Origin of the sequence: Streptomyces sp. NPDC007084, from assembly GCF_040703595.1 — a bacterium.
GTDB lineage: Bacteria > Actinomycetota > Actinomycetes > Streptomycetales > Streptomycetaceae > Streptomyces.
Map to the genome: position 1 here is coordinate 312,599 of NZ_JBEYFY010000002.1, position 24,661 is coordinate 337,259.

The window sequence follows — 24,661 nt, forward strand, 5'->3', positions numbered from 1 at the left end:
CGGTCGCCGGGGCGGTGGGCCGCGGCTCATCCCGACCTGAGCGCGAACCACAACTCCATGCGTACGTCCGGGTCGTCGAGGTCCGCTTCCAGCAACACCGAGCAGCGGGCGATGCGTTGGCGCACGGTGTTGCGGTGGACGGAGAGGGCCACCGCCGTCCGGTCCCAACTGCCGTGCAGGGAGAGCCAGGTGCGCAGGGTCTCGGTCAGCGCGGGCGTCCCGGCGACCGGGGCGAGCAGGGCGCGGGCGTGCGCCTCGGCGTCGCCCGCCGGGAGGAGATCGGCGAGCGCGGGCCGGTGCCCGTGCCGGACCAGCGCGGTGCGGGTCGCGCGGGCGCGGGCCAGTGCGCGGGCCGCCTGGGTGTCGGCGGCGGCCCAGGCGTCCGGGCCGGCCGGCGCGCTCACCCCGCAGGTCCAGCCCGGCTGCTCGGCGGGCTCGCGGTCCCCGGGGACGAGGACGCGGACCACGTCACCGTCCACGTCGACCAGCGCCGAGCCGAGGGCGGCGCCCAGCGCGGCGGCGGTGACGGCGTCCGGGGCGGCACCCTCGCCGGTGCGCCGCGCGTGCACGACCATCCACCGCTCACCGCCGAGGAGCGGCGCCACCGTCTCGGGCGCGGCCCCGAGCAGCAGCCGCACCAGCGCCGCCGACCGGGCCGCGCCGGTGCCGCTCTGGTGCTCCCCGGTGAGCAGGGAGAGCAGCACGGAGGCGACGGAGGCGATCGTGTGGTCCCCGGGGTCGCGGCGCGGCGCGGCGACCCCGAGCACGAAGCCCTGCCCGCTGCCGAGCGCGTACGCGGCGAGGTGCACCCCGCCGACGGTGTCGGTGGCGGAGGAGGGCCTGGGGGAAGGGGCCCCCGCTGCCTCCGCCGGCCGGACGACCCCGGCCAGACCGGTGAGGGCGGCCTCGGGGGGTGTCACGGTGGGACGCGCGTCGCCGGAACCGCCGGGGCGGGGCGGGCCCGGCGAGCCGGTCGCGGAGGCGGCCCCGGTCGGGGCGGTGTCGGCGGTGCCCGGGACCCCGCCCGAGCGGGCGAGGTCCGGGACCCCGCCCGAGCGGGCGAGTTCCGTGCCCTCGGGGCCGTACAGCACCGCGAGCCCGCCGAGGCGGTGGGCGAGCTGGCGGAGTACCGCCGGGACCGGGTCGGGGCGGGCCGCCGCCGCGGCGAGGCTCTGCTGTGCCTCGGTCACCCGGCGCAGTTCCGCCAGCCGGGCCTGCGCCATGAGCTGCCACACCGCGCGGGCCACCCCGGAGAACGTCGTCCGGGGCGGCACCTCCAGCAGCGGCAGCCCGTGGGCCGCGCAGGCCGCGACCAGCGCGGGCGGTACCCGGTCGTGCACTGGCGCCAGTCCGAAGCCGAGGGCCGCGCCGCCAGCCGCGACGATCCGGGACACGTAGGCGTCGAAGTGCTCCCGCAGGCCCCCGGCACCCGCCGCACCCGCCGCCTCACCCGCACCCGCCGCCTCCGCCGCACCCGCCGCCTCCGCCGCACCTGCCGCGTCCGCTGCCCCCGCCGAGTCAGCCGTCTCGGGGACGTGCACCCCCGCCGTCAGCAGCAGCTCGCCGCCCAGCAGGTAGGGATAGGGGTCGGCCATCTCCGAGGTGTGCGCCCAGCGGATCACGGTGCCCGAGCCGGCGGCGGGACCGGCGAGCTGCCGCAGGCCCAGGTCCTCGCGGGCGAGCAGCGCCGAGAGCGGCACCGGAGGCGTCGGCGGTACGGCGGGGGCGGCCGGGGCCGGGGAGGCGGAAGGGGCCGGCGGTGACTGCGGGTCCGGCATGATGGACGGTTCCTCCATCCCACTCGGCTGGAATGGATGAAACGTACACTTCGCAGTCGCTTTCCGGCCACCTAGTGTCGTTGCGACCGGCGGCCGCGGGTACGGGCGGATGTCCCCGCGATCAGTCGCCGGCTCTCCACACCACCGCACGACACGCCACCGAGCGCCCGGAGGAGACCCATGGCCGTCGACTACACAGTGATCGTCGTCTATCTGGCCGGCATGCTGGCCATGGGCTGGTGGGGCATGCGCCGCGCCCGCTCCAAGAGCGAGTTCCTGGTCGCCGGGCGGCGCCTGGGACCCGCGATGTACTCGGGCACCATGGCCGCGATCGTCCTCGGCGGCGCGTCCACCATCGGCGGCGTCGGCCTCGGCTACCAGTACGGGCTCTCCGGCGCCTGGATGGTCTTCACCATCGGCCTCGGCCTGCTGGCGCTCAGCGTGTTCTTCTCCGCCCGCATCGCCCGCCTGAAGGTCTACACCGTCTCCGAGATGCTCGACCTGCGCTACGGCGGCCGGGCCGGTGTCATCTCCGGTGTCGTCATGTGGGCGTACACCCTGATGCTGGCGGTCACCTCGACCATCGCGTACGCCACGATCTTCGACGTCCTCTTCGACATGAACCGCACGCTCGCGATCGTCCTCGGCGGCTCGATCGTCGTCGCCTACTCGACGCTCGGCGGCATGTGGTCGATCACCCTCACCGACATGGTGCAGTTCGTCGTCAAGACCATCGGCGTGCTGCTCCTGCTGCTGCCCATCGCCGTCGTCAAGGCCGGCGGGTTCGGCGAGATGAGGGCCAAGCTGCCCACCACGTACTTCGACCCGCTGGGCATCGGCGGCGAGACGATCTTCACCTACGTGCTGATCTATACGTTCGGCATGCTGATCGGGCAGGACATCTGGCAGCGCGTGTTCACCGCGCGCAGCGACACCACGGCCCGCTGGGGCGGCACCGTCGCCGGCACCTACTGCCTGGTCTACGCCGTCGCCGGAGCCGTCATCGGCACCGCGGCCAAGGTCATGTACCCGAAGCTGCCGAGCGCCGACACGGCCTTCGCGACCATCGTCAAGGACGAACTCCCCGTCGGCGTGCGCGGCCTGGTGCTCGCCGCGGCGCTCGCCGCCGTGATGTCCACCTCCTCCGGCGCCCTCATCGCCTGCGCCACCGTCGCCAACAACGACATCTGGTCGCGGCTGCGCGGCGCCGTCACCCAGGAGAGCGGCGCCGAGCGGGACGAGGTCAGGGGCAACCGCGTCTTCATCCTGATCATGGGCGTCGCGGCGATCGGTACGGCGATCGCGCTCAACAACGTCGTCGAGGCGCTGACCGTGGCCTACAACCTGCTGGTCGCCGGACTGCTCGTGCCGATCCTCGGCGGACTGCTGTGGAAGCGCGGCACGGCGCAGGGCGCGCTCGCCTCGGTGGCCGTCGGCGGGCTCGCCGTCATCGGCCTGATGGCCGGGTACGGCATCCTGGCCAACGAGCCCGTCTACTACGGGCTGCTCCTCTCGCTGGCCGCCTACGTGATCGTCTCGCTGGCCACGCCCGCGACCGACCCCGCGGTGCTGGCCGTCTGGCGGGAGCGGCTGGCCGGCCGTGGCGCCGAACCCTTGTCCGAGCCGGTCCCGGTTCACCAGTAGAGTCGTACTAGTTGTACTTAGTCGTACATTCGCGCACGAAACCGTGCCGAGTTGTGCATACGCGACGAAGCGTAGGAAAGAAGGCATCACCCCATGAGCAACGAGACGCCGAGCAACGAGACCCCGCGCGGCCCCGTCGACTCGTCCCGCGTCCCGCGGTACGCCGGCCCCGCGACCTTCGCCCGGCTGCCCCGCCTCGACGAGGTCGGCACCGCCGACGTCGCCGTGGTCGGCGTGCCGTTCGACTCCGGCGTCTCGTACCGGCCCGGCGCCCGCTTCGGCGGCAACGCCATCCGCGAGGCGTCCCGGCTGCTGCGCCCCTACAACCCGGCCCAGGACGCCTCGCCGTTCGCCCTCGCGCAGGTCGCCGACGCGGGTGACATCGCGGCGAACCCGTTCAACATCAACGAGGCCGTCGAGACGGTCGAGGCCGCCGCCGACGAACTGCTCGGCACCGGCGCCCGGCTGATGACCCTCGGCGGCGACCACACCATCGCGCTGCCCCTGCTGCGCTCGGTGGCCAAGAAGCACGGCCCGGTCGCGCTGCTCCACTTCGACGCGCACCTCGACACCTGGGACACCTACTTCGGCGCCGAGTACACCCACGGCACCCCGTTCCGCCGCGCCGTCGAAGAGGGCATCCTCGACACCGAGGCCCTCTCGCACGTCGGCACGCGCGGCCCGCTGTACGGCAAGCAGGACCTCACCGACGACGAGAAGATGGGCTTCGGCATCGTCACCTCGGCGGACGTCTACCGGCGCGGCGCCGACGAGGTCGCCGACCAGCTCCGCCGGCGCATCGGTAACCGCCCGCTCTACATCTCCATCGACATCGACTGCCTCGACCCGGCGCACGCGCCCGGCACCGGCACCCCCGAGGCGGGCGGCATGACCTCCCGCGAACTCCTGGAGATCCTGCGCGGCCTCGCCTCCTGCAACCTGGTCTCCGCCGACGTCGTCGAGGTCGCCCCGGCCTACGACCACGCCGAGATCACCGCGGTGGCCGCGTCCCACACCGCCTACGAGCTGACCACCATCATGTCCCGCCAGATCGCGGAGGCCCGGACCAAGTGACCCACGACCACGACCTGGTACTCCGTCCGTCGGCGGCCCAGACGGAGGCCGCGCTCAACCCTCCCCCCGGCCGCAACGGCGGAGACCTGGTCGTGGAGACCCTCTCCGGGCTCGGCGCGACGACCGTCTTCGGGCTGCCCGGACAGCACGCGCTCGGCATGTTCGACGCCCTGCGCCGCTCCTCCCTCCAGTACGTCGGACTGCGCGTCGAGAACAACGCCGGGTTCGCCGCGGACGCCTACGGCCGGGTCACCGGCGAGGCCGCGCCGCTGCTGCTCTCCACCGGCCCCGGCGCGCTGACCTCGCTGGCCGCCCTCCAGGAGGCACGGGCCGCCTCCGCGCCGGTCCTCGCCATCAGCAGCCAGGTCCCCACGGCGGGCCTGGGCGGCGGACGCCACGGCTATCTGCACGAACTCCCCGACCAGCAGGCCTCGTTCCGGGGCGTGGTCAAGTCGGTCCACACCGTCCGTACGCCCTCGCAGATCCCCTCCGCGATCGCCGCGGCCTGGGAGTCGGCGCTGACCGCCCCGCACGGTCCGGTGTGGGTGGAGATCCCGCAGGACGTCCTCCTCGCCGAGACCTCCCTGCCGGTGGTCACCGCCATGGACGCGACCCCCGAGGACGTCGTCCCGCGCCCCGAACTCACCGCCCTGGCCGCCCACTTGCTGTCCTCGGCGGCCCGCCCCGCGATCATCGCCGGCGGCGGTGTCGTCCGCGCCGACGCCTCCGGCAAGCTGCGCCTGCTCGCCGAGAGGCTGAACGCGCCGGTCGTCACCACCTTCGGCGGCAAGGGCGCCTTCCCCTGGGAGCACCCGCTGTCCCTCCAGTCCTGGCTGGAGGACCGGCACACCACCGACTTCCTGGAGGACGCCGACGTCCTGCTGGTGGTGGGGTCGGGGCTCGGTGAACTCTCCTCGAACTACCACACGTTCAAGCCCCGCGGCCGGGTGATCCAGATTGAGGCCGACCTCGGCAAGCTGGAGTCCAACCATCCCGCGCTCGGCATCCACGCGGACGCCCGCCTCGCGCTCTCCGCCCTCCTGGAGACGGTGGAGGAACGCCCCGATCCGACGGCCGCGGACCGGGTGACCTCGGTGCTCGCCCGGGTCGCGGACCGTATCGCGGGCCAGCGGCTCACCCTGGAACAGGACGTGCTGGCGGCCGTGCGCGGCGCCCTGCCGGCCGGCTCGCCGTCCTTCTGGGACATGACGATCCTGGCCTACTGGGCCTGGTCGGCCTTCGACCCGCGCGGCGCCAACACCATGCACTCCGCCCAGGGCGCGGGCGGCCTCGGCTACGGCTTCCCGGCGGCGCTCGGCGCGGCGGTGGCCGACCCCTCCCGCCCGGTCCTCGCGGTCTCCGGCGACGGCGGGGCGCTGTACTCCATCGCCGAGCTGGCGACGGCGAAGCAGTACGGCCTGCCCGTCACCTGGCTCATCGTCGACGACGGCGGCTACGGCATCCTCCGCGAGTACATGACGGACGCGTTCGGGGAGGCGACCGCGACCGAGCTGTCCCGTCCGGACTACGTGGCCCTCGCCGAGTCGTTCGGCGTGCCGGGCACGCTCACCAGCCCCGGGACGCTGGAGGCGGACCTCGCCAAGGCACTGGCCGCCCCCGGCCCCTCGGTGGTCGTGCTGCCCGCCGTACTGCGGATGTTCGCGCCGACCCACCTGGGCTGACCGGGAGCCGCCGGGCCGCCGGAGACGGAGGAGCGCCGGGGAGCGTGCGTGACACTCCCCGGCGCTCCTCCGTGTGCGGTGTGACGCGGGTGCGGTGCGGTGCTGTGTGATGCGGGTGCGGTGTGACGCGGTGCGGCGCGGTGTTACGCGTCGCGGGTCAGCGCAGGTACGCGCCGAAGTGCGCCTTCGCGGCCGGCGCCCCGATGGTCTTCGGGCCGAACGCGAGGGCGGACGTGGTGGTCAGACCGGTCTTGGTGCCGCGCAGCACCCAGACCGCGCCGGCCGAGGCGTTCTCGGCGGTGGAGGACGCGGCGAGGTCGCGGCGGCCGTTGCCGTCCACGTCCAGCAGCGCGGTGGCCACGCCGAACCGGTCGCCGCTCTCGGCGACACCGGGAACCCCGGCGGTGTCCTGGTGGAAGACCTGGGTGCCCGCGCCGGTGACACCGGAGGGGCCGCCGTGCACCAGGGCGACCGAGCCCGCGTTGGCGACCTTTCCGACGTCCTCGCCCGCGATGCCGAGCGCGATGTCCGCGTAGCCGTCGCCCGTGACGTCGGCGACCGAGACGGCCGAGCCGAGTTCGTCGCCCTTCTCCTGGACGCCGGGGAAGCCGGGCAGGTCCTGGTCGAAGGTCTGCGCGGGGGAGGTGAGTCCGGCGGCGGAGCCGAAGGCGATCCGCACCTTGGAGCTCCAGCCGTCGGCGCCCACGACGACATCGGCGAAGCCGTCGCCGTTCACGTCGCCGACACCGGTGCCCGACGGGGTCTGGTTCACTCCGTCACCGGGGGCGTCGGCGCGCTTGAAGCCCGTCCGGCTGCCGTACAGCAGGCGGTTGCCCCAGGTGCCGTCACCCGTGTAGTACCACTGCACGATGTCGTCGCGGCCGTCGCCGTTGACGTCACCCGTCTGGCCGGAGACCACCGGGCCGGTGATCGAGGCGGCACCCTCGACGCAGCCGCCGTGGGTGGCGCAGGACGCGTCGTCCGCGTCGTAGCCCCACCACTGGGACTTGTCGAGGATGTCGAGGACGGCGGCCGGCTTGCCGGCGCGGGAGAGGGGACCCTTCCACACGGTGGCCGGGGCGCCCTCCGGGTCGTCGCCGCCGACGGACTGCGCGGAGAACAGGGCGAGGTCGGTGGTGCCGTCGCCGTCGAAGTCGCCGGCCTGCGGGGCGGCGCCGTACTTGGCGATGGCCGTGCCGCCGGTGAGGCCCGAGGGGGAGCCCCACAGGACGACCGAGCCCGCCGTGCCGCCGGCGATCACCAGGTCGGTGTAACCGTCCTTGTCGACATCGCCTTTGGTGAAGGTGGCGCCGAAGCGCTGGCCGGCGGTGGCGGAGCCGGGCACGCCGGTGGTGGAGCGGCTGACGAGCTGCTTCTTCGCGGCGGACAGGCCGTTCGCGGAGCCGTACACGACCGCCACATAACCGGCCTTGGCCTTGCCCGACACGGTCGCGTCCGGGGCCGCTACGACCAGGTCGGCGTAGCCGTCCTTGTTGAAGTCGTCCTGGACGGCGGCACGGCCGGTGGCCGCCTGCGCGGTGGCGCCGGTGAGGGCCCAGGCGCCGGCTCCCCCGGCCAGCAGGGCGGCGGCGGCCAGCGGCGCGGTCAGCCGCGTGGAGGGGGCGCGGCGTCGTGCTCGGGACATCAGGTGCTGCCTTTCGTCGTCTTCCGGGCGCGGTGGTCTGACGCGTCCACAAAGTGCGACTCGGGCCGGGCGTCACTGGTTGTACACCCTGAGGCCATGCGTGTGTCACCGTTCGGTGACAGCGGGACCGGTGAGCCGCCTGAACTCATGTGATCACCGAATGAGTTCAGGCGACTACGCGGACCGGCGGGGCCCGTTGGTCACCGCGGCTCCGGCGAGCGCCGGGGTGGGCGCCCGGGTGAGCGCCGGGGCGGGCGCGCCGCTACCAGATCGCGTCCACCCACTCCGGGTGGTCGATGAACGGGTTGCGGTTGTGCTGGTAGGTGTCGTAGATGACCTGGTTGCGCTTCTCCTCGAAGGCGCTCGGCGGGTCCTGCTTGTTCCACTGCTTGAGCACCGACAGCTTGCCGATGTACGGGGCGCTGCCGTTGTTCACCTTCTCGTCGGGCTCCAGGTCGGCGAACCCGTCGCCGCCGTCGTAGCGCACCGCCATGTAGAGGATCATGCGGGCCACGTCGCCCTTGTCCGCGTCGCGCGGCTCGAAGGAGTCGGAGTCGACCCGGCTGCCGCCGCCGTTGGCCACCGCGCTGCCGCCGTTGTCGAAGTCCAGGTTGCCGCGCACGCCGTTGACCTGGACGTCCGCCGGGCGCAGATGGTGCAGGTCGGTGCCGGGACCGGTCACCTCGCCGAAGTCGCCGTGCGACTTGGCCCAGGTGTGCTCGCGGTTCCAGTCGCCCACGTCACCGCCGTTGAGCGACTTGCTCCGGGAGACACCGCTGTACAGCAGGATCACGTTGTTGCTGTTGTTCGGGTCCTGGTCGGTGACCTTCAGCGCGTTCCAGACCGCGGAGTACGAGATCTTGCTCTGGCTGCTGATGATGGTGTGCAGCGAGGACTTGAGACTCGCACCGGTCTTGCCGACCGCGTTCTTGTAGTACGTGCTGTCGTACGAGGTGTTCGTCGCGCTCGCGGGGGACGCGGTCACGGCCGGCAGGGTGAGTCCGACGAGTACCGCGGACGTCGTCAGCGCCAGGGTCTTCCAGCGCCGTAGGTGCGTGGCGGGCATGTGGGGTGTCCGTTCTACGCGGGTGGAATGGAGCGGATAACCGGGAGCGTGACATGGACATGAGGTTCGTGGGGTTAAGGTGAGGTGTCGGTTCCGTGTCGGGATCCGGCCAACGCGCTTTCGCCGCAACGGAGTTCGGCAACTCGGGCCTGTCTTCAGGGCGTTGGGCGCCGGGCGCTCACCTCGGCGGTGTTCGGCAACCCGGTCGTCCCGCCCGGGACTCGACCCCCTGGCCCCGCCTGGCCCCGCCTGGCGCCGTCGGCTCCGCGCCCGTTGCCGGAAGACGGCCCGGGCGACCCCGGGTACGCCGGCCGCCCGTTGGAACGCCCGTACAACTTTCGTACGCCCCGGCGAGTCATCTGGGGCGGACGTGCCGGGGGCGCGTCCGTATCGGTTCAAGGGGATGGGAAGCCTTCATGACGCACCGCATATCCCGGGGTGCCCGGGTGCTCGCAGCGAGCCTCGGCGCCGGGGTGATCGTGCCGCTCGCGGTCGCCGCGGCACCCGCCGCCGCGGCCCCGGCGCCCGCCGTGGCCTGCACCTCGGGCAAGGCGGGCCTGGCCGCCAAGCTGCAGAAGGACATCACGGCGGCGCTCGCCGGCCGCAAGGGCACCGTCGCGGTCGGTCTCGCCGACCGGAACACCAAGACCACCTGCACACTGCGGAGCACGTCCGCCTTCGACTCGGCCAGCGTCGTGAAGGTGACCGTCCTCGCCACGCTGCTCTGGGACGCCAAGAAGACGAACCGGTATCTGACCTCCCGCGAGTCGACGCTCGCCACCGCGATGATCACCAAGTCGGACAACGACGCGACGACCGCCCTGTGGAAGCAGCTCGGCGTGACCAAGGTCAAGGGCTTCCTCGCCGCCGCCGCGATGACCGGCACCAAGCCGGGCGCCGACGGCTACTGGGGCCTCACCCAGATCACCGCCCGCGACGAACAGAAGCTGCTCGCCCTGCTCACCGCCAAGAACGCGGTGCTGAGCGACAACTCGCGCGCCTACATCCTCAAGCTCATGGGCAAGGTCGTGTCCTCGCAGCGCTGGGGCACCCCGGCCGGGGCTCCCTCGTCGGTCGCCGTGCACGTCAAGAACGGCTGGCTCTCCCGCGCCACCAACGGCTGGCGGGTGCACAGCGTCGGCACCTTCGACGGCGGCGGCCACGACTACACGATCTCGGTGCTCACCCAGGGCAACAGCACCATGGACTACGGCGTCGCCACCATCCAGGCGGTCGCCCGGGCCATCCACAAGGACCTGGTCCCGGTCACCGCCAGTGCCCAGCGGTACACGCCGACGTCGGCACCCCGCGAGGCCTTCCCGGCGGTCCCCGCCCGCTGACCGGGCACCCGCCACCCGGTAGCGCTCCGTCTGCCGCTCCTCGTCCCGCCCGTCCGGCCTCCGCGCCGGGCGGGCGGGCGCCTGTCGCGACGATTGTTGCGGAGGGATGAAATCCGCTTCGCCCGGTGTTGGTGCCTCCGGCGGACTGGGATCGACGGAAGGTATCGGCGTGGCGACGGAACGGGGATGGGCGCGGCGGCTCGCCGGGTACGCGTGGCGGTACCCGAAGGACGTGGTGCTCGCACTCGGCTCGTCCCTGGCCGGCATGGGCCTGATGGCGCTGGTCCCGCTGGTCACCAAGGTGATCATCGACGACGTGATCGGCGACCACAGCCGCGGCATGGCCCCCTGGGCGGGCGCCCTGGTCGGCGCCGCCGTCCTCGTCTACGTGCTCGCCTTCGTGCGCCGCTACTACGGCGGCCGGCTCGCGCTCGACGTCCAGCACGACCTGCGGACCGACATGTACCGGACGATCACCAGGCTGGACGGGCGGCGCCAGGACGAGCTGTCCACCGGCCAGGTCGTCGGCCGCGCCACCAGCGACCTCCAGCTCATCCAGGGCCTGCTCTTCATGCTCCCGATGACCATCGGGAACGTCCTGCTCTTCCTGATCTCCCTCGGCATCATGGCCTCGCTCTCGCTGCCGCTGACCCTGGTCGCGCTGGCCGTCGCCCCGGCCCTGTGGTTCGTCGCCAAGCGCAGCCGCACCCGGCTGCACCCGGCCACCTGGTACGCGCAGGCGCAGGCCGCCGCCGTGGCGGGCGTGGTCGACGGCGCCGTCAGCGGCGTCCGCGTGGTCAAGGGCTTCGGCCAGGAGGAGCAGGAGACCGGAAAGCTGCGCGAGGTCGGCCGGCGGCTCTTCGCGGGCCGGCTGCGCACGATCCGGCTGAACGCCAAGTACACCCCCGCCCTCCAGGCCGTGCCCGCGCTCGGCCAGGTCGCGATGCTCGCGCTCGGCGGCTGGCTCGCGGTGCGCGGCCAGATCACCCTCGGCACCTTCGTCGCCTTCTCCACCTATCTCGCGCAGCTCGTCGGACCGGTGCGGATGCTCGCCGTCGTCCTCACCGTGGGCCAGCAGGCCCGCGCGGGCGCCGAGCGCGTCCTCGAACTCATCGACACCCGGCCCTCGATCAAGGACGGCACCAAGGAACTCCCCGCCGACGCCCCCGCCACCGTCGAGTTCGACGACGTGTCCTTCGGCTACGAGGAGGGCCGCCCCGTCCTCGACGGGCTCAGCTTCGAACTCCGGGCCGGCGAGACCCTGGCCGTGGTCGGCACCTCCGGCTCCGGCAAGTCGACGGTCTCGCTGCTGATGCCCCGCTTCTACGACGTGACCCACGGCGCCGTCCTCGTCGGCGGCCACGACGTCCGCGAGCTGACCACCGAGTCGCTGCGCGCCGCGATCGGCCTGGTCCCCGAGGACTCCTTCCTCTTCTCCGACACCGTCCGCGCGAACATCGCCTACGGCCGCCCCGACGCCACCCAGGACGAGATCGAGACCGCCGCCCGCGCCGCCCAGGCCCACCGCTTCATCGCGGACCTGCCCGCCGGCTACGACACCAAGGTCGGCGAGCACGGCCTCACCCTCTCCGGCGGCCAGCGCCAGCGCGTCGCCCTCGCCCGCGCCATCCTCACCGACCCCCGGCTGCTCGTCCTGGACGACGCCACCTCCGCCGTGGACGCCCGCGTCGAGCACGAGATCCACGAGGCCCTCAAGCACGTCATGGAGGGCCGCACCACCCTGCTCATCGCGCACCGCCGCTCCACCCTGAACCTCGCCGACCGCATCGCCGTCCTCGACGGCGGCCGGCTCGCCGACATCGGCACCCACGAGGAACTCCAGGCCCGCTCGCCGCTCTACCGGCGGCTGCTCACCGACCCGGACGAACTCGGCGGCGTCTCCCCGGGCCACGCCCGGCCGGCCGCACCCCGCGAGGACACCTCCGTACGGGACGAGCTGGACGCCGAGTTCGACGCCGAGCGCGGGGTGACCCCGCACCTGTGGACCGGCGACCGCGAACCCCGCGACACCGCCCTCGACGGGATGCCCGCCACCCCCGGCCTGCTCGCCCAGGTCGAGGCGCTGCCCCCGGCCACCGACCTGCCGGACGTGGACGAGGCCCGCGCGGTCCGCGCCGAGGACTCCTACGGACTGCGCAGACTGCTGCGCGGCTTCCGCACCCCGCTGCTGGTCAGCCTCGCGCTGGTCGCCGTCGACGCGGTGATGACCCTGCTGCTGCCCGTCCTGATCCGGCACGGCATCGACGAGGGCGTCAACCGGCTCGCGCTCGGCGCGGTCTGGGCCGCCGCCGCGCTCGGCCTGGTCACCGTGCTCGTCCAGTGGGCGGCGCAGATCGGCGAGACCCGGATGACCGGCCGCACCGGCGAGCGCGTCCTGTACACCCTGCGCCTGAAGATCTTCGCCCAGCTCCAGCGCCTCGGACTCGACTACTACGAGCGCGAGCTGACCGGCCGGATCATGACCCGGATGACGACCGACGTCGACGCCCTGTCCTCGTTCCTGCAGACCGGCCTGGTCACCGCCTTCGTCTCCGTCGTCACCTTCTTCGGCATCATGGTCGCCCTGCTGGTCATCGACGTGCAGCTCGCCCTGGTCGTCTTCGTGACCCTCCCGCCCCTGGTCATCGCCACCTTCTTCTTCCGCCGCGCGAGCGTCAGGGCGTACGAACTGGCCCGCGAACGCGTCTCGGTCGTCAACGCCGAACTCCAGGAGTCGGTCTCCGGGCTGCGCATCCTCCAGGCGTTCCGCCGCGAGAGCGCGAGCGGGGCGCGGTTCACCGAGGGCAGCGACCGCTACCGCGCCGCCCGCATCCGCGGCCAGTGGCTGATCTCCGTCTACTTCCCCTTCGTCCAGTTCCTGTCCTCCGCCGCCGCGGCGGCGGTGCTGATCGTGGGCGCCCACCGGATCGACGGCGGCACCCTCTCCACCGGCGCCCTGGTCGCCTACCTGCTCTACATCGACCTGTTCTTCGCGCCCGTGCAGCAGCTCTCGCAGGTCTTCGACGGCTACCAGCAGGCCACCGTCTCGCTGGGCCGCATCCAGGAACTCCTCCAGGAGCCGACCTCCACCAAGACCGCCGACGAGCCCCTGGAGGTGCTCTCGCTGCGCGGCGAGATCGCCTTCGAGGACGTCGACTTCGCCTACGGGCCCGCAGGCGAGGCCGAGGAGGCGCTCAGCGGGGTGTCGCTGCGCATCCCGGCCGGCCAGACGGTCGCCTTCGTCGGCGAGACCGGCGCGGGCAAGTCGACCCTGGTCAAGCTCGTCGCCCGCTTCTACGACCCGACCGGCGGACGGGTCACCGTCGACGGCACGGACCTGCGCGCCCTCGACCTCACCTCCTACCGGCACCGGCTCGGCGTCGTCCCCCAGGAGGCCTACCTCTTCCAGGGCACCGTCCGCGACGCCATCGCCTACGGCCGCCCCGACGCCACCGACGCCGAGGTGGAGGCCGCCGCCCGCGCGGTCGGCGCCCACGACATGATCGCCACGCTGGACGGCGGCTACCTCCACGAGGTCGCCGAGCGCGGACGCAACCTCTCCGCCGGACAGCGCCAGCTCATCGCGCTGGCCCGCGCCGAGCTGGTCGACCCGGACGTGCTGCTCCTCGACGAGGCGACCGCCGCGCTCGACCTCGCCTCCGAGGCCCTGGTCAACCAGGCCACCGACCGGCTCGCGGGCCGCCGTACGACGCTGGTCGTCGCCCACCGGCTGACCACCGCCGCCCGCGCCGACCGGGTCGTGGTGATGGACCACGGCCGGGTCGCCGAGGACGGCACCCACGAGGAGCTGCTGCGGCGCGGCGGCCGGTACGCCGCGCTGTGGCGGACCTTCGTCGGCGACCCGGAGCCGGAGGAGCCGGTCGGCTCCACCGCCTGAGCCGCGGATCTTGCGGCGCGGCGGCCCGGCGACGGGAGCCCTCCCCGCCGCACGCAACCGTCCGACGTACGTTCGGCGTCCGTACATCCGTACGCTGATGGCTGCGGAAGGGGCGAGAGTGAAGCGTGGTGCGATACGGCGGCGGCTGGCGGCCGGCGGGGCCGTGCTGGCCGCCGCCGTGGTGATCGCGCTCGTGACCCCGGGCAGCGCCCAGGCCGCGCCCGCCTTCTGCTCGGGCCGCAAGGTGCGCACCCTGCCCTTCTCGACGGGGTCCGTGTGGATCTACAAGCGCGGCGACTACGTGTGCGCGGTGACCGTGCCCCGGGTTCCGGGCGCCCGTAAGCGGATGTCCGTCAGCGTGCAGCCGCGCGGCGGGCGGCCCGTGGTCGACTCCGGGCGCTTCGCCCGGCGGGCGGGCCCGGTGACCGTCCACGCGGGCCACCGCTGCGTCCTGTTCAAGGGATCGGTCGGCCCGGGGTCGGTCAACTCCGGCTGGATTCTCTGCTGAGCGTCCGGCTGGATTCTCTGCTGAGCGTCGGCAGGCCGCGGGTGCCGTCGCGTATGTGGCCGCCTGTGCGGCGGCGTCACAACAAGCTCACAGGGTTTGCCCAATACCCCCTGGTGTCACGGCAGTTGCTCCGCTAGGTTCCGGCGGACACCTGCCACGACCCAGGGGAGAGTGCATGCGCAAGGCGCTCAGATGGCTGCTGGCGCTCACCGTGCTCATAGGCACACTGAGCACGGCCGGAGCCGCCACCGCGGCCCCGCCACAGGCCCACGGCACCACCACCGGCACCACCGGAAAGGCGGCCTCGGCCGACATCCTGGACCGCCTCCTCGCGGTCCCGGGCATGAGCCTCGTCGAGGAGAAGCCCTACCCGGGCTACCGGTTCTTCGTCCTGAACTACACCCAGCCGGTCGACCACCGGCACCCGTCCAAGGGCACCTTCCAGCAGCGCATCACGCTGCTGCACAAGGACACCGGACGCCCCACGGTCTTCTACACCGGCGGCTACAACGTCTCCACCACCCCGAGCCGCCGCGAGCCGACCCAGATCGTGGACGGCAACCAAGTCTCCCTGGAATACCGCTACTTCACACCGTCCCGGCCCGCCCCGGCCGACTGGTCCAAGCTCGACATCTGGCAGGCGGCCAGCGACCAGCACCGTGTCTTCGAAGCCCTCAAGCCGATCTACCACAAGAAATGGATCGCCACCGGCGGCTCGAAGGGCGGCATGACCGCCACCTACTTCGAGCGCTTCTACCCGCGCGACATGGACGGCGTGGTCGCCTACGTCGCGCCCAACGACGTCGTCAACGACGAGGACTCCGCCTACGACCGCTTCTTCACCCAGGTCGGCACCAAGGAGTGCCGCGACCGGCTGAACGCCGTGCAGCGCGAGGCCCTGGTGCGCCGCGAGCCGCTGGAGAAGAAGTACGCGGCCTACGCCGCCGACAACGGCTACACGTTCACCACCATCGGCAGCCTGGACCGGGCCTACGAGGCCGTCGTCCTCGACTACGTGTGGGGCTTCTGGCAGTACAGCCTGCTCGCCGACTGCGACACCATCCCGGCGAACGCGGCCTCCGCCACCGACGACGAGATCTGGGACTCCGTCGACACGATCTCCGGCTTCTCCTTCTACACCGACCAGGGCCTGGAGCCGTACACCCCGTACTACTACCAGGCGGGCACCCAGCTCGGCGCGCCCACGATCCACTTCCCGTACATCGAGAAGAAGTACCTCCGCTACGGGTACCAGCCGCCGCGGAACTTCGTGCCGCGCTCCATCCCGATGCGCTTCGACCGGTCCGCGATGCGCGACGTGGACACCTGGGTCCGTCACCACGCGCGGCACATGCTGTTCGTCTACGGCCAGAACGACCCGTGGGGCGCCGAGCGCTTCCGCGTCGGCCCCGGCGCGCGTGACTCCTACGTCTTCACGGCCCCCGGGATGAACCACGGCGCCAACGTCGCCGGCCTCGCCGCCGGCCAGAAGGCCCTCGCCGCCGCCCGCATCCTCCAGTGGGCGGGCGTCGCCCCCGCGGCGGTCGCCGCGGACCCCTCGGCCGCCCGGCCGCTCGCGCGCTACGACGCGAAGCTGGACCGGCGTGACGTCGAGCGGGAGATCACCCTGCGTCCCTGACGCCGGTGCCGCGCCCGCTCCCGGTCACAGGGGGCGGGCGCAGCCCACCGGGCGGGCGCCGCCGAGCTGCACGTAGAGCGCCGTGGCGGACGGGCAGTCGGAGCGGCTTCGCACCGCCGAGGTCACCCGGTACTCCGGGCGCCTCTTGCCCGTCCCGTCGCACGCCGTCTCCCGGACCTGGCCGCGGCCCGCGCCGTAGACACAGTCCCCGACGATCGTGCGGGGACCTCCGCCGCCGCCCGGATCGCCGGGGTGCGGGGGTTCGAGCCCGCGCATACAGGCGTAGCCCCGCGGGACCGTGCCGTCGCCGTCCTCGTCGGCGGCCGGCCGGCTCTCGCTGATGTGCAGGACGAAGTCCGTGGTCGCCGGGCAGGGCGGCCCGTCCGCGACCCCGCCGTCATGACGGGCGATCACCCGGGCGGCGGCCCGTTCACTGCCGCACGGCACCTCGGTGAAGCTGGTCGTGCCGAACGAACTGCACTCGCCCCGGTCGAGGAAGACCGTCCCGTATCCCGCCGGACGCGTCGCGGCCGGGGAGGGGCGGGGCTCGGCGGTCCCGGCCCCCGACCAGCGGTCGCACCCCGTGAGGACGGCCGCGACCAGCAGCAGAGCACCCGCCCCGCCCGCGCAACGCCCGAACACCGAGCCGGCTCGCATGGCTTACCCCCATACCCCGGGGCCCAGCGTGACCCGCCGAGGCGGGCACACGCCAGACATCCCGGTCGCTTTGGCGCAGTTGGAGGTGGGGCGCCGGGTGGGCTGCGTACGGCTAGTACGTCAGGCCGTACCCGATCGGATACAGCACCTGCTCCGGATCGTCCGCCCGCTGCACCGGCACCGGCAGCTTGCCGCGCGGCTCCACCCGGCCGGCGATCACCCGGGCGGCGGCGCGCACCTCGACGTCGATCCAGGAGTACGCGGCCACGCAGGCGCCGACCCCGGGGAGCTGGGCGACGTCGTACGGATTGCGGACCGAGACGGCGATCACCGGGACGCCGGTGGCCACGAGCCGTTCGACGAGGGTCTTCTGCGAACTCGTCGCCGTCACGTTGTAGGTGGCGACGACCACCGCGTCCGCGCCGCCCGCCGCCGTGACCGCCTCGGTGATCTTCGCCGCCGTCGGCGCCGTGCCGGTGGACAGGGCGGTCGCCGTGAAGCCGAGTTCGGTCAGGGCGCCGGCGAGCACGGTGGTGGGCGGGCCGTCGGAGAGCGAGGGGGAGGCCGGGTCGGCGCCCACCACGAGGACCTTCGGGGTGCGCCGCCGGGACAGCGGCAGCAGTTTCTCCTTGTTGACCAGCAGGGTGGTGGTCCGCTCGGCGATCCGGTCGGCGGCCCGGAGATGAGCGGGGGTGCCCACCACCCGGTCCACGGCCGCGTCCTTGACGTACGGGTCGCTCAGCAGGCCGAGCTTCGCCTTGAGCCGCAGGATGCGCAGGATCGACGCGTCGAGGCGGGCCTCGGTCAGCTCGCCGCCGCGTACCGCCTCCAGCACCGCGGTCCACGCGACGTGCAGGTCCGGCGGGTTGAGGAGCTGGTCGACGCCGGCCTTCAGGGCGAGGACGGGGACCCGGTCGTCGCCGTACTTCGTCCGCACGCCCTCCATGCCGAGCGCGTCCGTCACCACCACTCCGTCGTAGCCGAGTTCGCCGCGCAGGATGCCGGTGAGGATCGGGTGGGAGAGGGTGGCGGGGTCGCCGGCGTCGTCCAGGGCCGGGACCATGATGTGCGCGGTCATGATCGAGTCGATGCCGGCGCGGATCGCGGCCCGGAACGGCACGGCGTCGAGTTTCTCCCACACCTCGCGGGTGTGGGTGATGACCGGGAAGCCGAAGTGGCTGTCGACGGCCGTGTCACCGTGCCCGGGGAAGTGCTTGGCCGTCGCCGCCACGCCGGAGGCCTGATAGCCCTTCACCTCGGCCGCCACCAGCCCCGCCACCGCGTCCGGGTCGGCGCCGAAGGAGCGCACGCCGATCACCGGGTTGGCCGGGTTGACGTTCACGTCGGCGTCCGTGGAGTAGTCCTGGCGGATGCCGATCGCGCGCAGTTCGGCGCCGCTGAGCGCGCCCACCGTCCGGGCGTCGGACCGCGAACCGCCGGCTCCCAGCGCCATCGCGCCCGGGAACAGCGTCGCGGGCTTGCCCACCCGGGCCACTATCCCGTGCTCCTGGTCCGTGGCGATCAGCACGGGCAGACCGCGCGGCCGGCCGAGCGAGGCCCGCTGGATGCCGTTCGACAGACCGGCGATCTGGTGCGGGTCGCGGGTGTTGTGCGCCCAGGCGAAGTAGATGATGCCGCCGACCCGGTATTTGGCGATCAGTTCCTCGGCCGTCCGGACGCCGATCTCCGCGAGGTTGGCGTCGATGTCGGCCTGGTCGGGAGCGGTGGCCGAATGGCCGTAGACCCGCATCACGAAGAGCTGGCCGACCTTCTCCTCCAGGGTCATACGGGAGATGAGGGCGCGCAGTTCCCTGTCGCCGTGCGGGGCGCGCGGGCCGGCCGCGTGGGCGACGGGACCCGTGGCCAGGGCCGCGGTAACGCCCGCCGTCGCGGCGAGGACCGTACGCCGGCTGGGTCTTGACGGTGTGTCCGGGCCGGCCGGTCCGGGCTGTGGTGCGGTGCTTCCCGTGCCTTCTGTGCTTCCCGTGCTGGAGTCGCGCACAAGCGCTCCTTCCCTCGTGAAGGAAACTTCCAAGGAGCCCTGGATATCCAGGAAGTTTCTTCCAGTCAAGGGTGTGCACAGTAACGGGAGGAGGGCCGTCACCGGCGCAGTTGGAGGGGGGCGCGCCGGTGACGGCGTGCTGCCGGCCGCAGGCGGCGGAGAGGGTAGGTCAGCGATCGCAGCCAGCAGCGAGGCCGACACCGCTCTGCGGAGACTCGTCCGACAACACGCGAATGGGACGAACCGGGGGCACCCCGGGTTCCCCGAATCGCCCGGACTGCCGGAAGTCGGGACGGGTGGGGCACGCGGGTCGGGGGTGCCCGTGCCGCGGCTTCGCGGGGGTCGTCCGTGCCGGGGCTTCGCGGAAGCCGTCCGTGCCGGGGCTTCGCGGAAGCCGTCCGTGCCGGGGCTTCGAAGGGGCTTGTTCGTGCCCGGGGAGCCGGTGGGGGTCGCGCCGCGAGTTCCTCGTGCGTGCCCCTGCTTGCCTGGTTGCCCCTGCGGGGCGAGGCAGGCCCCGGCTCCGGCGCGTGTGTCGGTCAGGGATGGGTCGAGGCTGTGGGCCAGTGGGACTGGAGTGTGCGGACCGTCTCGGCGATGGCCGGCCGGCGCGCCGCGCCCGAGCGCCACAGCGCGTACAGCCGGCGCACGGGCAGCGGGTCGAGCGGGACCTCCACGACCCCGGCGGGCAGCGGGCCCCGGCCGAGCCGGGGGATGAGGGCGACGCCGAGACCCGCCGCCACCAGGGCGACCAGCGTCGGGTTCTCGTCCGCCTGGTGGACGATGTCCGGCTCACAGCCGGCCGCGCGCAGCGTACGGACCAGCCAGTCGTGGCAGACCCGCCCCGGCGGCTGGCAGATCCACCGCTCGCCGCCCAGGTCCTCGCGCCGTACCGAGGCCCGCCCGGCGAAGGGATGCCCGGCGGGCACGAGCAGATCGCACAGGTCCTCCCCGATCGCCGCCTGCTCCACCCCGGGCGGCGCGGGCAGCGGCGCGATGTCCCAGTCGTGCGCGACCGCGAGATCGACCGCGCCCCGGGCCACCAGGTCGACGGACAGATGCGGGTCGACCTCCGTCAGCCGGGTGTCCAGCGCCGGATGCCGGGCGGCCAGATCGGCCAGTACGGCGGGCAGCAGACCGCGCGCGGCGGAGGCGAACGCGGCGACCGTCAGCCGCCCGGCCGGCAGCCCCCTGCGCTCCTCCAGCTCGGTCTCGGCGCGCTCCACGATCGCCAGCAACTGCTGCGCCGTGGCGGCCAGTTGCTCGGCCTGCTCGGTGAGCCGGACACCGCGCCCCTGCCGCTCCAGCAGAACCGTCCTGGTCTCCCGCTCCAGCTTGGCGATCTGCTGCGACACGGCGGACGGGGTGTAGCCGAGCGAGGCGGCGGCCGCCCCGACCGTGCCGTGCACCGCCACGGCGTGCAGGGCGCGCAGGCGCTGGAGATCGAGCATGAGGCCTCCCGGCTACGGTGTCGCTCGCGGCCCCCGGCAGCGGTGTCGCTCGCGGCCACCAGCATACGTAAGCGCTGCTTCATCCATCCATGCAGATATCAGTGCTGGTGCTACACGGTGATCGCGGCCGATGCTCGACGCATGCGACCCACCCACATCGCCCTCGCCGTCCTCGTCGCCGCCGTCTGGGGCGTGAACTTCACCGTCATCGAGGTCGGCCTCGGTCACTTCCCGCCGCTGCTCTTCTCCGCCCTGCGCTTCCTGGTGGCCGCCCTGCCCGCCGTGTTCCTGGTGGGCCGCCCCAAGGTGGCGTGGAAGTGGATCGTGGCCGTGGGACTCGCCCTAGGCGTCGCCAAGTTCGGGCTGCTCTTCATCGGCATGGACGCCGGGATGCCCGCGGGCCTGTCCTCCCTGGTGCTCCAGATCCAGGCGGTGTTCACGGCCCTGATCGCCTTCGCCTTCCTCGGTGAACGCCCCTCCCGTGTGCGGGTGACGGGCATGGCGGTGGCCCTGTGCGGGGTGGCCCTCGCCGCCGTCGACGAGGGCACGGCGGGACCGCTCGGCGCCTTCGCCCTGGTCATCGCGGCGGCGGCCTGCTGGGGCGTGTCCAACGTCCTCACCCGCAAGGCGTCCCCGCCCGACCCGCTCAACTTCATGGTGTGGGTGAGTACCGTCCCCGTGCTCCCGCTGCTCGGCCTCTCGCTGCTCACCGAGGGTCCCGCCCGCGACCTCGACGCGCTGCGCGACCTGGACTGGCAGGGCGCGGGGGTCGTCGTCTACGTCGCCTGGATCACCACCGTGTTCGGCTTCGGCGCCTGGGGCTGGCTGCTGCACCGGCACCCGGCGTCCACCGTCGCTCCCTTCTCCCTCCTCGTCCCGGTCTTCGGGATGTCGTCGGCGGCCCTGTTCCTCGGCGAGTCCGTCAGCCCGCCGCGCTGGGCGGCGGCGGCCCTGCTGGTGGGCGGCGTCGCCCTGACATCGCGGACGCCCCGGGCGGCCCGGGCGCCTCGGGCGGGCACGGACACCCCGGCCGGCCGGGGAATCCCGCCCCGGCCGGACGTCCGGCCGGGGCCGGGCGCGTCGGCGGACGCCCTTGTCGGGCCCGGTGCCGACGGTTAGCGTTCCGGCAGACAGCGCTTACCGCGCCTGCGACCCGACCGGGAAAGCCCACCGATGCCCTCCGAAGCCACCGCCACGGCCGAAGCCACCGCGCCCGCCGGGGCCACCGCCACCGCCGGGGCCACCGCCACCCTCACCGCCGAGGCCACCGCCGGTCCCGGCCCGGTCGTCACGCTCGCCGTCGTGGGCGCCGGTGACCGGGGGACCCGGCACGCGCGCTGGGCGCTGGAGCACTCCGGGCGGGCCCGGGTGGTGGCCGTGGCCGAACCCCGCGAGCCGCGCCGCCGCCGGTTCGCCGCCGCCCACGCGCTGGAACCGGCCGCCGCCGTCGCGGACTGGCGGGATCTCGCCGCGCGCGGCCGGATCGCGGACGCCGTGCTGATCTGCACCCTCGACCGCGAACACCTCGAACCCGTCCTGGAGTTCGCCGCCCTCGGCTACCACATCCTGCTGGAGAAGCCGATGGCCCTCACCGAGGACGAGTGCCGCCGGATCGTGGCGGCGGTGGAGCGGGCGGGGGTGATCCTCGCCGTCGGGCACGTGCTGCGCTACACGCCCTACACCCGCGCGGTGAAGGAGGTCGTGGACTCCGGGCGGATCGGCGACGTCGTCAACGTCCAGCACCTGGAACCGGTGGGCTTCTGGCACCAGGCGCACTCCTTCGTACGCGGCAACTGGCGCAGCACGAAGGAGGCGACGTCGATGCTGATGGCCAAGTCCTGCCACGACATCGACTGGTTGCAGTACGTCATCGGCCAACCGCCCGTCCGCGTCTCCAGTTTCGGCCGCCTCTCGCACTTCCGCCCGGAGAACCGGCCGGAGGGCGCCGCCGACCGCTGCCTGGACTGCGCGGTGGAGCCCGACTGCCCCTACTCCGCCCGGCGGGAGTACGGCGACCGGCTCGCCCGGGGCGAACACCACTGGCCGCTCGCCGTGCTCGTCGACGAGTTCACCCCGAAGGCGCTGGAGACGGCCCTGCGCGAGGGCCCGTACGGGCGGTGCGTGTACGCCTGCGACAACGACGTGGTGGACCATCAGGTGGTGTCGATGGAGTTCGCCTCCGGGGCCACCGCCACGTTCACCATGACGGCGTTCACCGAACAGGCCGACCGCCGGACCCGGATCTTCGGCACCCGGGGCGAACTGCGCGGCGACGGCGCGAACGTGAGCGTCTACGACTTCCTGACCCGGACCGAACAGCCCGTCGACCTCGGCCTCACGGGCGCGATGGACGCGGCGGGCGGTCACGGCGGGGGCGACGCCGGGCTGATGGACGCCTTCGTCGCGGCGGTCGCCACCAAGGACCCCGGCCTGGTGAAGTCCGGCCCCCACGAGTCCCTGACCAGCCACCTCACCGTCCTGGCGGCCGAACGCGCCCGGCACGCGGGCACGGTGGAAACCGTCTGAGCTACACCGGCCCCGCCCGGCCCGCCAACTCCGCCGCTGTCAGCCGCAGTTGTTCCCGTACGGCGGTCAGTACCGGGTCGGTCTCCGCGCCCGCGCGGACGGCGGCGAACACGTTCCGGGACGGCCGCGCGCCCAGGACGTCCAGCAGGGCCAGCCGGCGCCGTTCGTAGAGCGGCCGGACGAGCCGCGGGATCAGCGCCACTCCCCGGCCCGCCTCGACCAGCGCGGCCAGGGCTCCCCAGTCGTCGACCGCGTGCCGCACGTCCGGGGTGAAACCGGCGGCGGCACAGACCGACCGGGCCACCGCCCCGCAGCAACTGGCCGGGTCGCCGATGATCCAGGGCTCGCCCGCGAGGTCCCCCAGGTCGACCGGGCCGCCGCCCGCGAGCCGGTGCCCGGTGGGCAGTGCCAGGTCCAGGACGTCGCGGAGCAGGTCGACGCGGTGGTAGCGCCGGTCGGTGTGCGGGGGAGCGGCGGCGAAGTCGACGGCCACGGCCAGGTCGACCTGCCCGGCGTCCAGCGCGGTGAACAGGTCCGGCGGCTCCGCCTCGACCACGTCGATCCGCACGTGCGGCAGGCGGTCCGCCAGCCGTGTCAGCGCATCCGGGAGGAGCCCGAGGATGCCGCTGGAGAAGCAGCCGACCGTGACCGTTCCCCGGCCGCCCGTGTCATAGGCCGCCAAGTCGGCGCGGGCACGCTCCAGTTGGGCGGCGATCAGATCGGCGTGCGCCAGCAGCACCCGGGCCTGCCCGGTCAGCCGGACGCCCCGCCCGTCCCGTTCGGTCAGCGGCGCGTCCACCTCGCGGGCGAGCGCGGCGATCTGCTGCGAGACGGCGGAGGGTGTCAGGTGCAGGGCCTCGGCGGTACGCGCCAGACTGCCCCGCCGCCGCAGCTCCCGCAGCACACCGAGCCGCCGCAGATCGAAACTGAAGCCCTGGCTTGTGTTTCCCACTCCAAAAGATTAACTGGACCGATCCTCCGCGATCGGAAACGATCACCCCATGACCAAGGACACCCCTGGCGAGACCCGGCGCTCCTTCCTGATCCTGCACGGCTGGCAAAACCGCCGGCCGGCCGGACACTGGCAGCACTGGCTGGCCGGCCGGCTCGCGGAGCGCGGCCAGCACGTCGTGTACCCGCAGCTCCCGGACCCCGACACGCCGGACCCGGAGGTGTGGCTGACCGAGTTCGCCCGCCACCTGGGGGAGCTGGACGGCACCGAGCGGGTGGTGCTCGCGCACAGCGCGTCCGCCGTGCTCTGGCTGCACGCCGCCGCCCGCGCGCTGCCGGGCCTGGACACCGTCGACCGGGTCCTGCTCGTCGCCCCGCCGTCGCCCGCCGTCCTCGCGGGCCACCCGGAGATCGCCGCGTTCACCCCGGCCGGACTCGACCTGCGCACCCTTCCCGCCCCGACCCGCCTGGTCGCGGGCGACAACGACCCGTACTGCCCCGAGGGCGCCGACACGCTCTACGGCACACCCCTGTCCCTACCGACGGAGATCCTCCCCGGCGCCGGACACCTCGACCTGAACGCCGGGTACGGGCCCTGGCCGTCCGTCCTCGACTGGTGCTTCGACGGCTCGGCGCGGGTTACGGGTACGGGGTGAGGCGGAGTCCCGCCGGCCGTCGCGTCACCCGCGTTCCGGTGGCGGGTAGGCGATGCCGTCGGTGGTCATGGTGGGACGGCCGCTGGTCGCGGCCCCCAAGGCTGCCAGGGGCCATCCGGCGACGAGCCGCGGTCATGCGCCCGGCAA

General features: G+C 73.4%; 17 protein-coding genes. 10 read left to right on the forward strand and 7 right to left on the reverse strand.

Translation table 11 applies throughout. The features are described from left to right. Positions 1-26: 26 nt before the first annotated feature. On the reverse strand, positions 27-1,778 hold the full coding sequence (locus AB0912_RS03280) for a helix-turn-helix domain-containing protein (RefSeq protein ID WP_366696186.1): 1,752 nt from the start codon (positions 1,776-1,778) through the stop codon (positions 27-29). Between the two features lie 180 nt (positions 1,779-1,958). On the opposite strand from AB0912_RS03280, the gene AB0912_RS03285 reads away from it, so the two are divergent. The 3 genes from AB0912_RS03285 to AB0912_RS03295 all read left to right on the forward strand — a co-directional run bounded on the left by AB0912_RS03285 (position 1,959) and on the right by AB0912_RS03295 (position 6,178). Then, positions 1,959-3,422, forward strand: coding sequence for a sodium:solute symporter (locus tag AB0912_RS03285; protein WP_366696188.1), 1,464 nt, complete (start codon positions 1,959-1,961; stop codon positions 3,420-3,422). 93 nt (positions 3,423-3,515) lie between these two features. Next, a complete protein-coding gene (speB, locus tag AB0912_RS03290; protein ID WP_366696190.1) occupies positions 3,516-4,496 on the forward strand; it encodes an agmatinase in 981 nt (326 codons plus the stop codon). Further along, positions 4,493-6,178, forward strand: a complete 1,686-nt coding sequence (locus tag AB0912_RS03295) for a thiamine pyrophosphate-binding protein (protein ID WP_366696192.1) — start codon at positions 4,493-4,495, stop codon at positions 6,176-6,178. Before speB ends, AB0912_RS03295 begins: the two co-directional genes overlap by 4 nt. Before the next feature lie 157 nt (positions 6,179-6,335). Here AB0912_RS03295 and AB0912_RS03300 read toward each other — a convergent pair whose 3' ends face one another. Together AB0912_RS03300 and AB0912_RS03305 are read right to left on the reverse strand one after the other, a co-directional pair. Then, complete coding sequence (locus AB0912_RS03300) at positions 6,336-7,823, reverse strand: FG-GAP and VCBS repeat-containing protein (protein ID WP_366696194.1); 1,488 nt, start codon at positions 7,821-7,823, stop codon at positions 6,336-6,338. A gap of 262 nt (positions 7,824-8,085) precedes the next feature. Beyond that, a complete protein-coding gene (locus tag AB0912_RS03305; protein WP_366696196.1) occupies positions 8,086-8,889 on the reverse strand; it encodes an endonuclease in 804 nt (267 codons plus the stop codon). A gap of 416 nt (positions 8,890-9,305) precedes the next feature. Between AB0912_RS03305 and AB0912_RS03310 the strand changes: the two genes are divergently transcribed. From AB0912_RS03310 to AB0912_RS03325, 4 genes are all read left to right on the forward strand, one after another. After that, positions 9,306-10,229, forward strand: a complete 924-nt coding sequence (locus AB0912_RS03310; RefSeq protein ID WP_366696198.1) for a serine hydrolase — start codon at positions 9,306-9,308, stop codon at positions 10,227-10,229. Between the two features lie 169 nt (positions 10,230-10,398). Further along, complete coding sequence (locus AB0912_RS03315) at positions 10,399-14,127, forward strand: ABC transporter ATP-binding protein (protein WP_366696200.1); 3,729 nt, start codon at positions 10,399-10,401, stop codon at positions 14,125-14,127. A 118-nt stretch (positions 14,128-14,245) separates the two neighbouring features. Beyond that, positions 14,246-14,635, forward strand: coding sequence for a hypothetical protein (locus AB0912_RS03320; RefSeq protein WP_366696202.1), 390 nt, complete (start codon positions 14,246-14,248; stop codon positions 14,633-14,635). 175 nt (positions 14,636-14,810) lie between these two features. Beyond that, the gene (locus AB0912_RS03325; RefSeq protein ID WP_366696204.1) at positions 14,811-16,274 is read left to right on the forward strand and encodes a S28 family serine protease; all 1,464 of its coding nucleotides are present in this window, start codon (positions 14,811-14,813) and stop codon (positions 16,272-16,274) included. A 24-nt stretch (positions 16,275-16,298) separates the two neighbouring features. Here AB0912_RS03325 and AB0912_RS03330 read toward each other — a convergent pair whose 3' ends face one another. The 3 genes from AB0912_RS03330 to AB0912_RS03340 form a co-directional block, all read right to left on the reverse strand. Continuing rightward, positions 16,299-16,931: a hypothetical protein gene (locus tag AB0912_RS03330; RefSeq protein WP_366696206.1), complete on the reverse strand. Its 633-nt coding sequence runs from the start codon at positions 16,929-16,931 to the stop codon at positions 16,299-16,301. A gap of 112 nt (positions 16,932-17,043) precedes the next feature. Beyond that, positions 17,044-18,933 carry a glycoside hydrolase family 3 protein gene (locus tag AB0912_RS03335; protein ID WP_366696208.1) on the reverse strand — a complete coding sequence of 630 codons (1,890 nt, stop codon included), beginning with the start codon at positions 18,931-18,933 and terminating at the stop codon, positions 17,044-17,046. Positions 18,934-19,469: 536 nt separating this feature from the next. After that, positions 19,470-20,381, reverse strand: a complete 912-nt coding sequence (locus AB0912_RS03340; protein WP_366696210.1) for a LysR family transcriptional regulator — start codon at positions 20,379-20,381, stop codon at positions 19,470-19,472. Positions 20,382-20,522: 141 nt separating this feature from the next. On the opposite strand from AB0912_RS03340, the gene AB0912_RS03345 reads away from it, so the two are divergent. Both AB0912_RS03345 and AB0912_RS03350 read left to right on the forward strand, forming a co-directional pair. Next, positions 20,523-21,500 (forward strand): EamA family transporter, encoded by a 978-nt coding sequence (locus tag AB0912_RS03345; protein WP_366696212.1) that lies wholly within the window; start codon positions 20,523-20,525, stop codon positions 21,498-21,500. Between the two features lie 54 nt (positions 21,501-21,554). Further along, positions 21,555-22,907, forward strand: coding sequence for a Gfo/Idh/MocA family oxidoreductase (locus AB0912_RS03350; protein WP_366696214.1), 1,353 nt, complete (start codon positions 21,555-21,557; stop codon positions 22,905-22,907). Position 22,908: 1 nt separating this feature from the next. Here the strand turns inward: AB0912_RS03350 and AB0912_RS03355 are convergent, their stop codons facing one another. Beyond that, a complete protein-coding gene (locus AB0912_RS03355; protein ID WP_366696216.1) occupies positions 22,909-23,859 on the reverse strand; it encodes a LysR family transcriptional regulator in 951 nt (316 codons plus the stop codon). A 49-nt stretch (positions 23,860-23,908) separates the two neighbouring features. Between AB0912_RS03355 and AB0912_RS03360 the strand changes: the two genes are divergently transcribed. Beyond that, positions 23,909-24,514 carry an alpha/beta hydrolase gene (locus AB0912_RS03360; protein WP_366696217.1) on the forward strand — a complete coding sequence of 202 codons (606 nt, stop codon included), beginning with the start codon at positions 23,909-23,911 and terminating at the stop codon, positions 24,512-24,514. Positions 24,515-24,661 lie beyond the last annotated feature (147 nt).

Excerpts from the sequence above, each read along its gene's own strand:
- AB0912_RS03325 (WP_366696204.1), top strand. The coding sequence starts at position 14,811 with ATGCGCAAGGCGCTCAGATGGCTGCTGGCGCTCACCGTGCTCATAGGC.
- AB0912_RS03345 (WP_366696212.1), top strand. The coding sequence starts at position 20,523 with ATGCGACCCACCCACATCGCCCTCGCCGTCCTCGTCGCCGCCGTCTGG.
- AB0912_RS03340 (WP_366696210.1), bottom strand. The coding sequence starts at position 20,381 with ATGCTCGATCTCCAGCGCCTGCGCGCCCTGCACGCCGTGGCGGTGCAC.
- AB0912_RS03300 (WP_366696194.1), bottom strand. The coding sequence starts at position 7,823 with ATGTCCCGAGCACGACGCCGCGCCCCCTCCACGCGGCTGACCGCGCCG.
- speB (WP_366696190.1), top strand. The coding sequence starts at position 3,516 with ATGAGCAACGAGACGCCGAGCAACGAGACCCCGCGCGGCCCCGTCGAC.
- AB0912_RS03330 (WP_366696206.1), bottom strand. The coding sequence starts at position 16,931 with ATGCGAGCCGGCTCGGTGTTCGGGCGTTGCGCGGGCGGGGCGGGTGCT.
- AB0912_RS03280 (WP_366696186.1), bottom strand. The coding sequence starts at position 1,778 with ATGCCGGACCCGCAGTCACCGCCGGCCCCTTCCGCCTCCCCGGCCCCG.
- AB0912_RS03305 (WP_366696196.1), bottom strand. The coding sequence starts at position 8,889 with ATGCCCGCCACGCACCTACGGCGCTGGAAGACCCTGGCGCTGACGACG.
- AB0912_RS03350 (WP_366696214.1), top strand. The coding sequence starts at position 21,555 with ATGCCCTCCGAAGCCACCGCCACGGCCGAAGCCACCGCGCCCGCCGGG.
- AB0912_RS03310 (WP_366696198.1), top strand. The coding sequence starts at position 9,306 with ATGACGCACCGCATATCCCGGGGTGCCCGGGTGCTCGCAGCGAGCCTC.
- AB0912_RS03360 (WP_366696217.1), top strand. The coding sequence starts at position 23,909 with ATGACCAAGGACACCCCTGGCGAGACCCGGCGCTCCTTCCTGATCCTG.
- AB0912_RS03285 (WP_366696188.1), top strand. The coding sequence starts at position 1,959 with ATGGCCGTCGACTACACAGTGATCGTCGTCTATCTGGCCGGCATGCTG.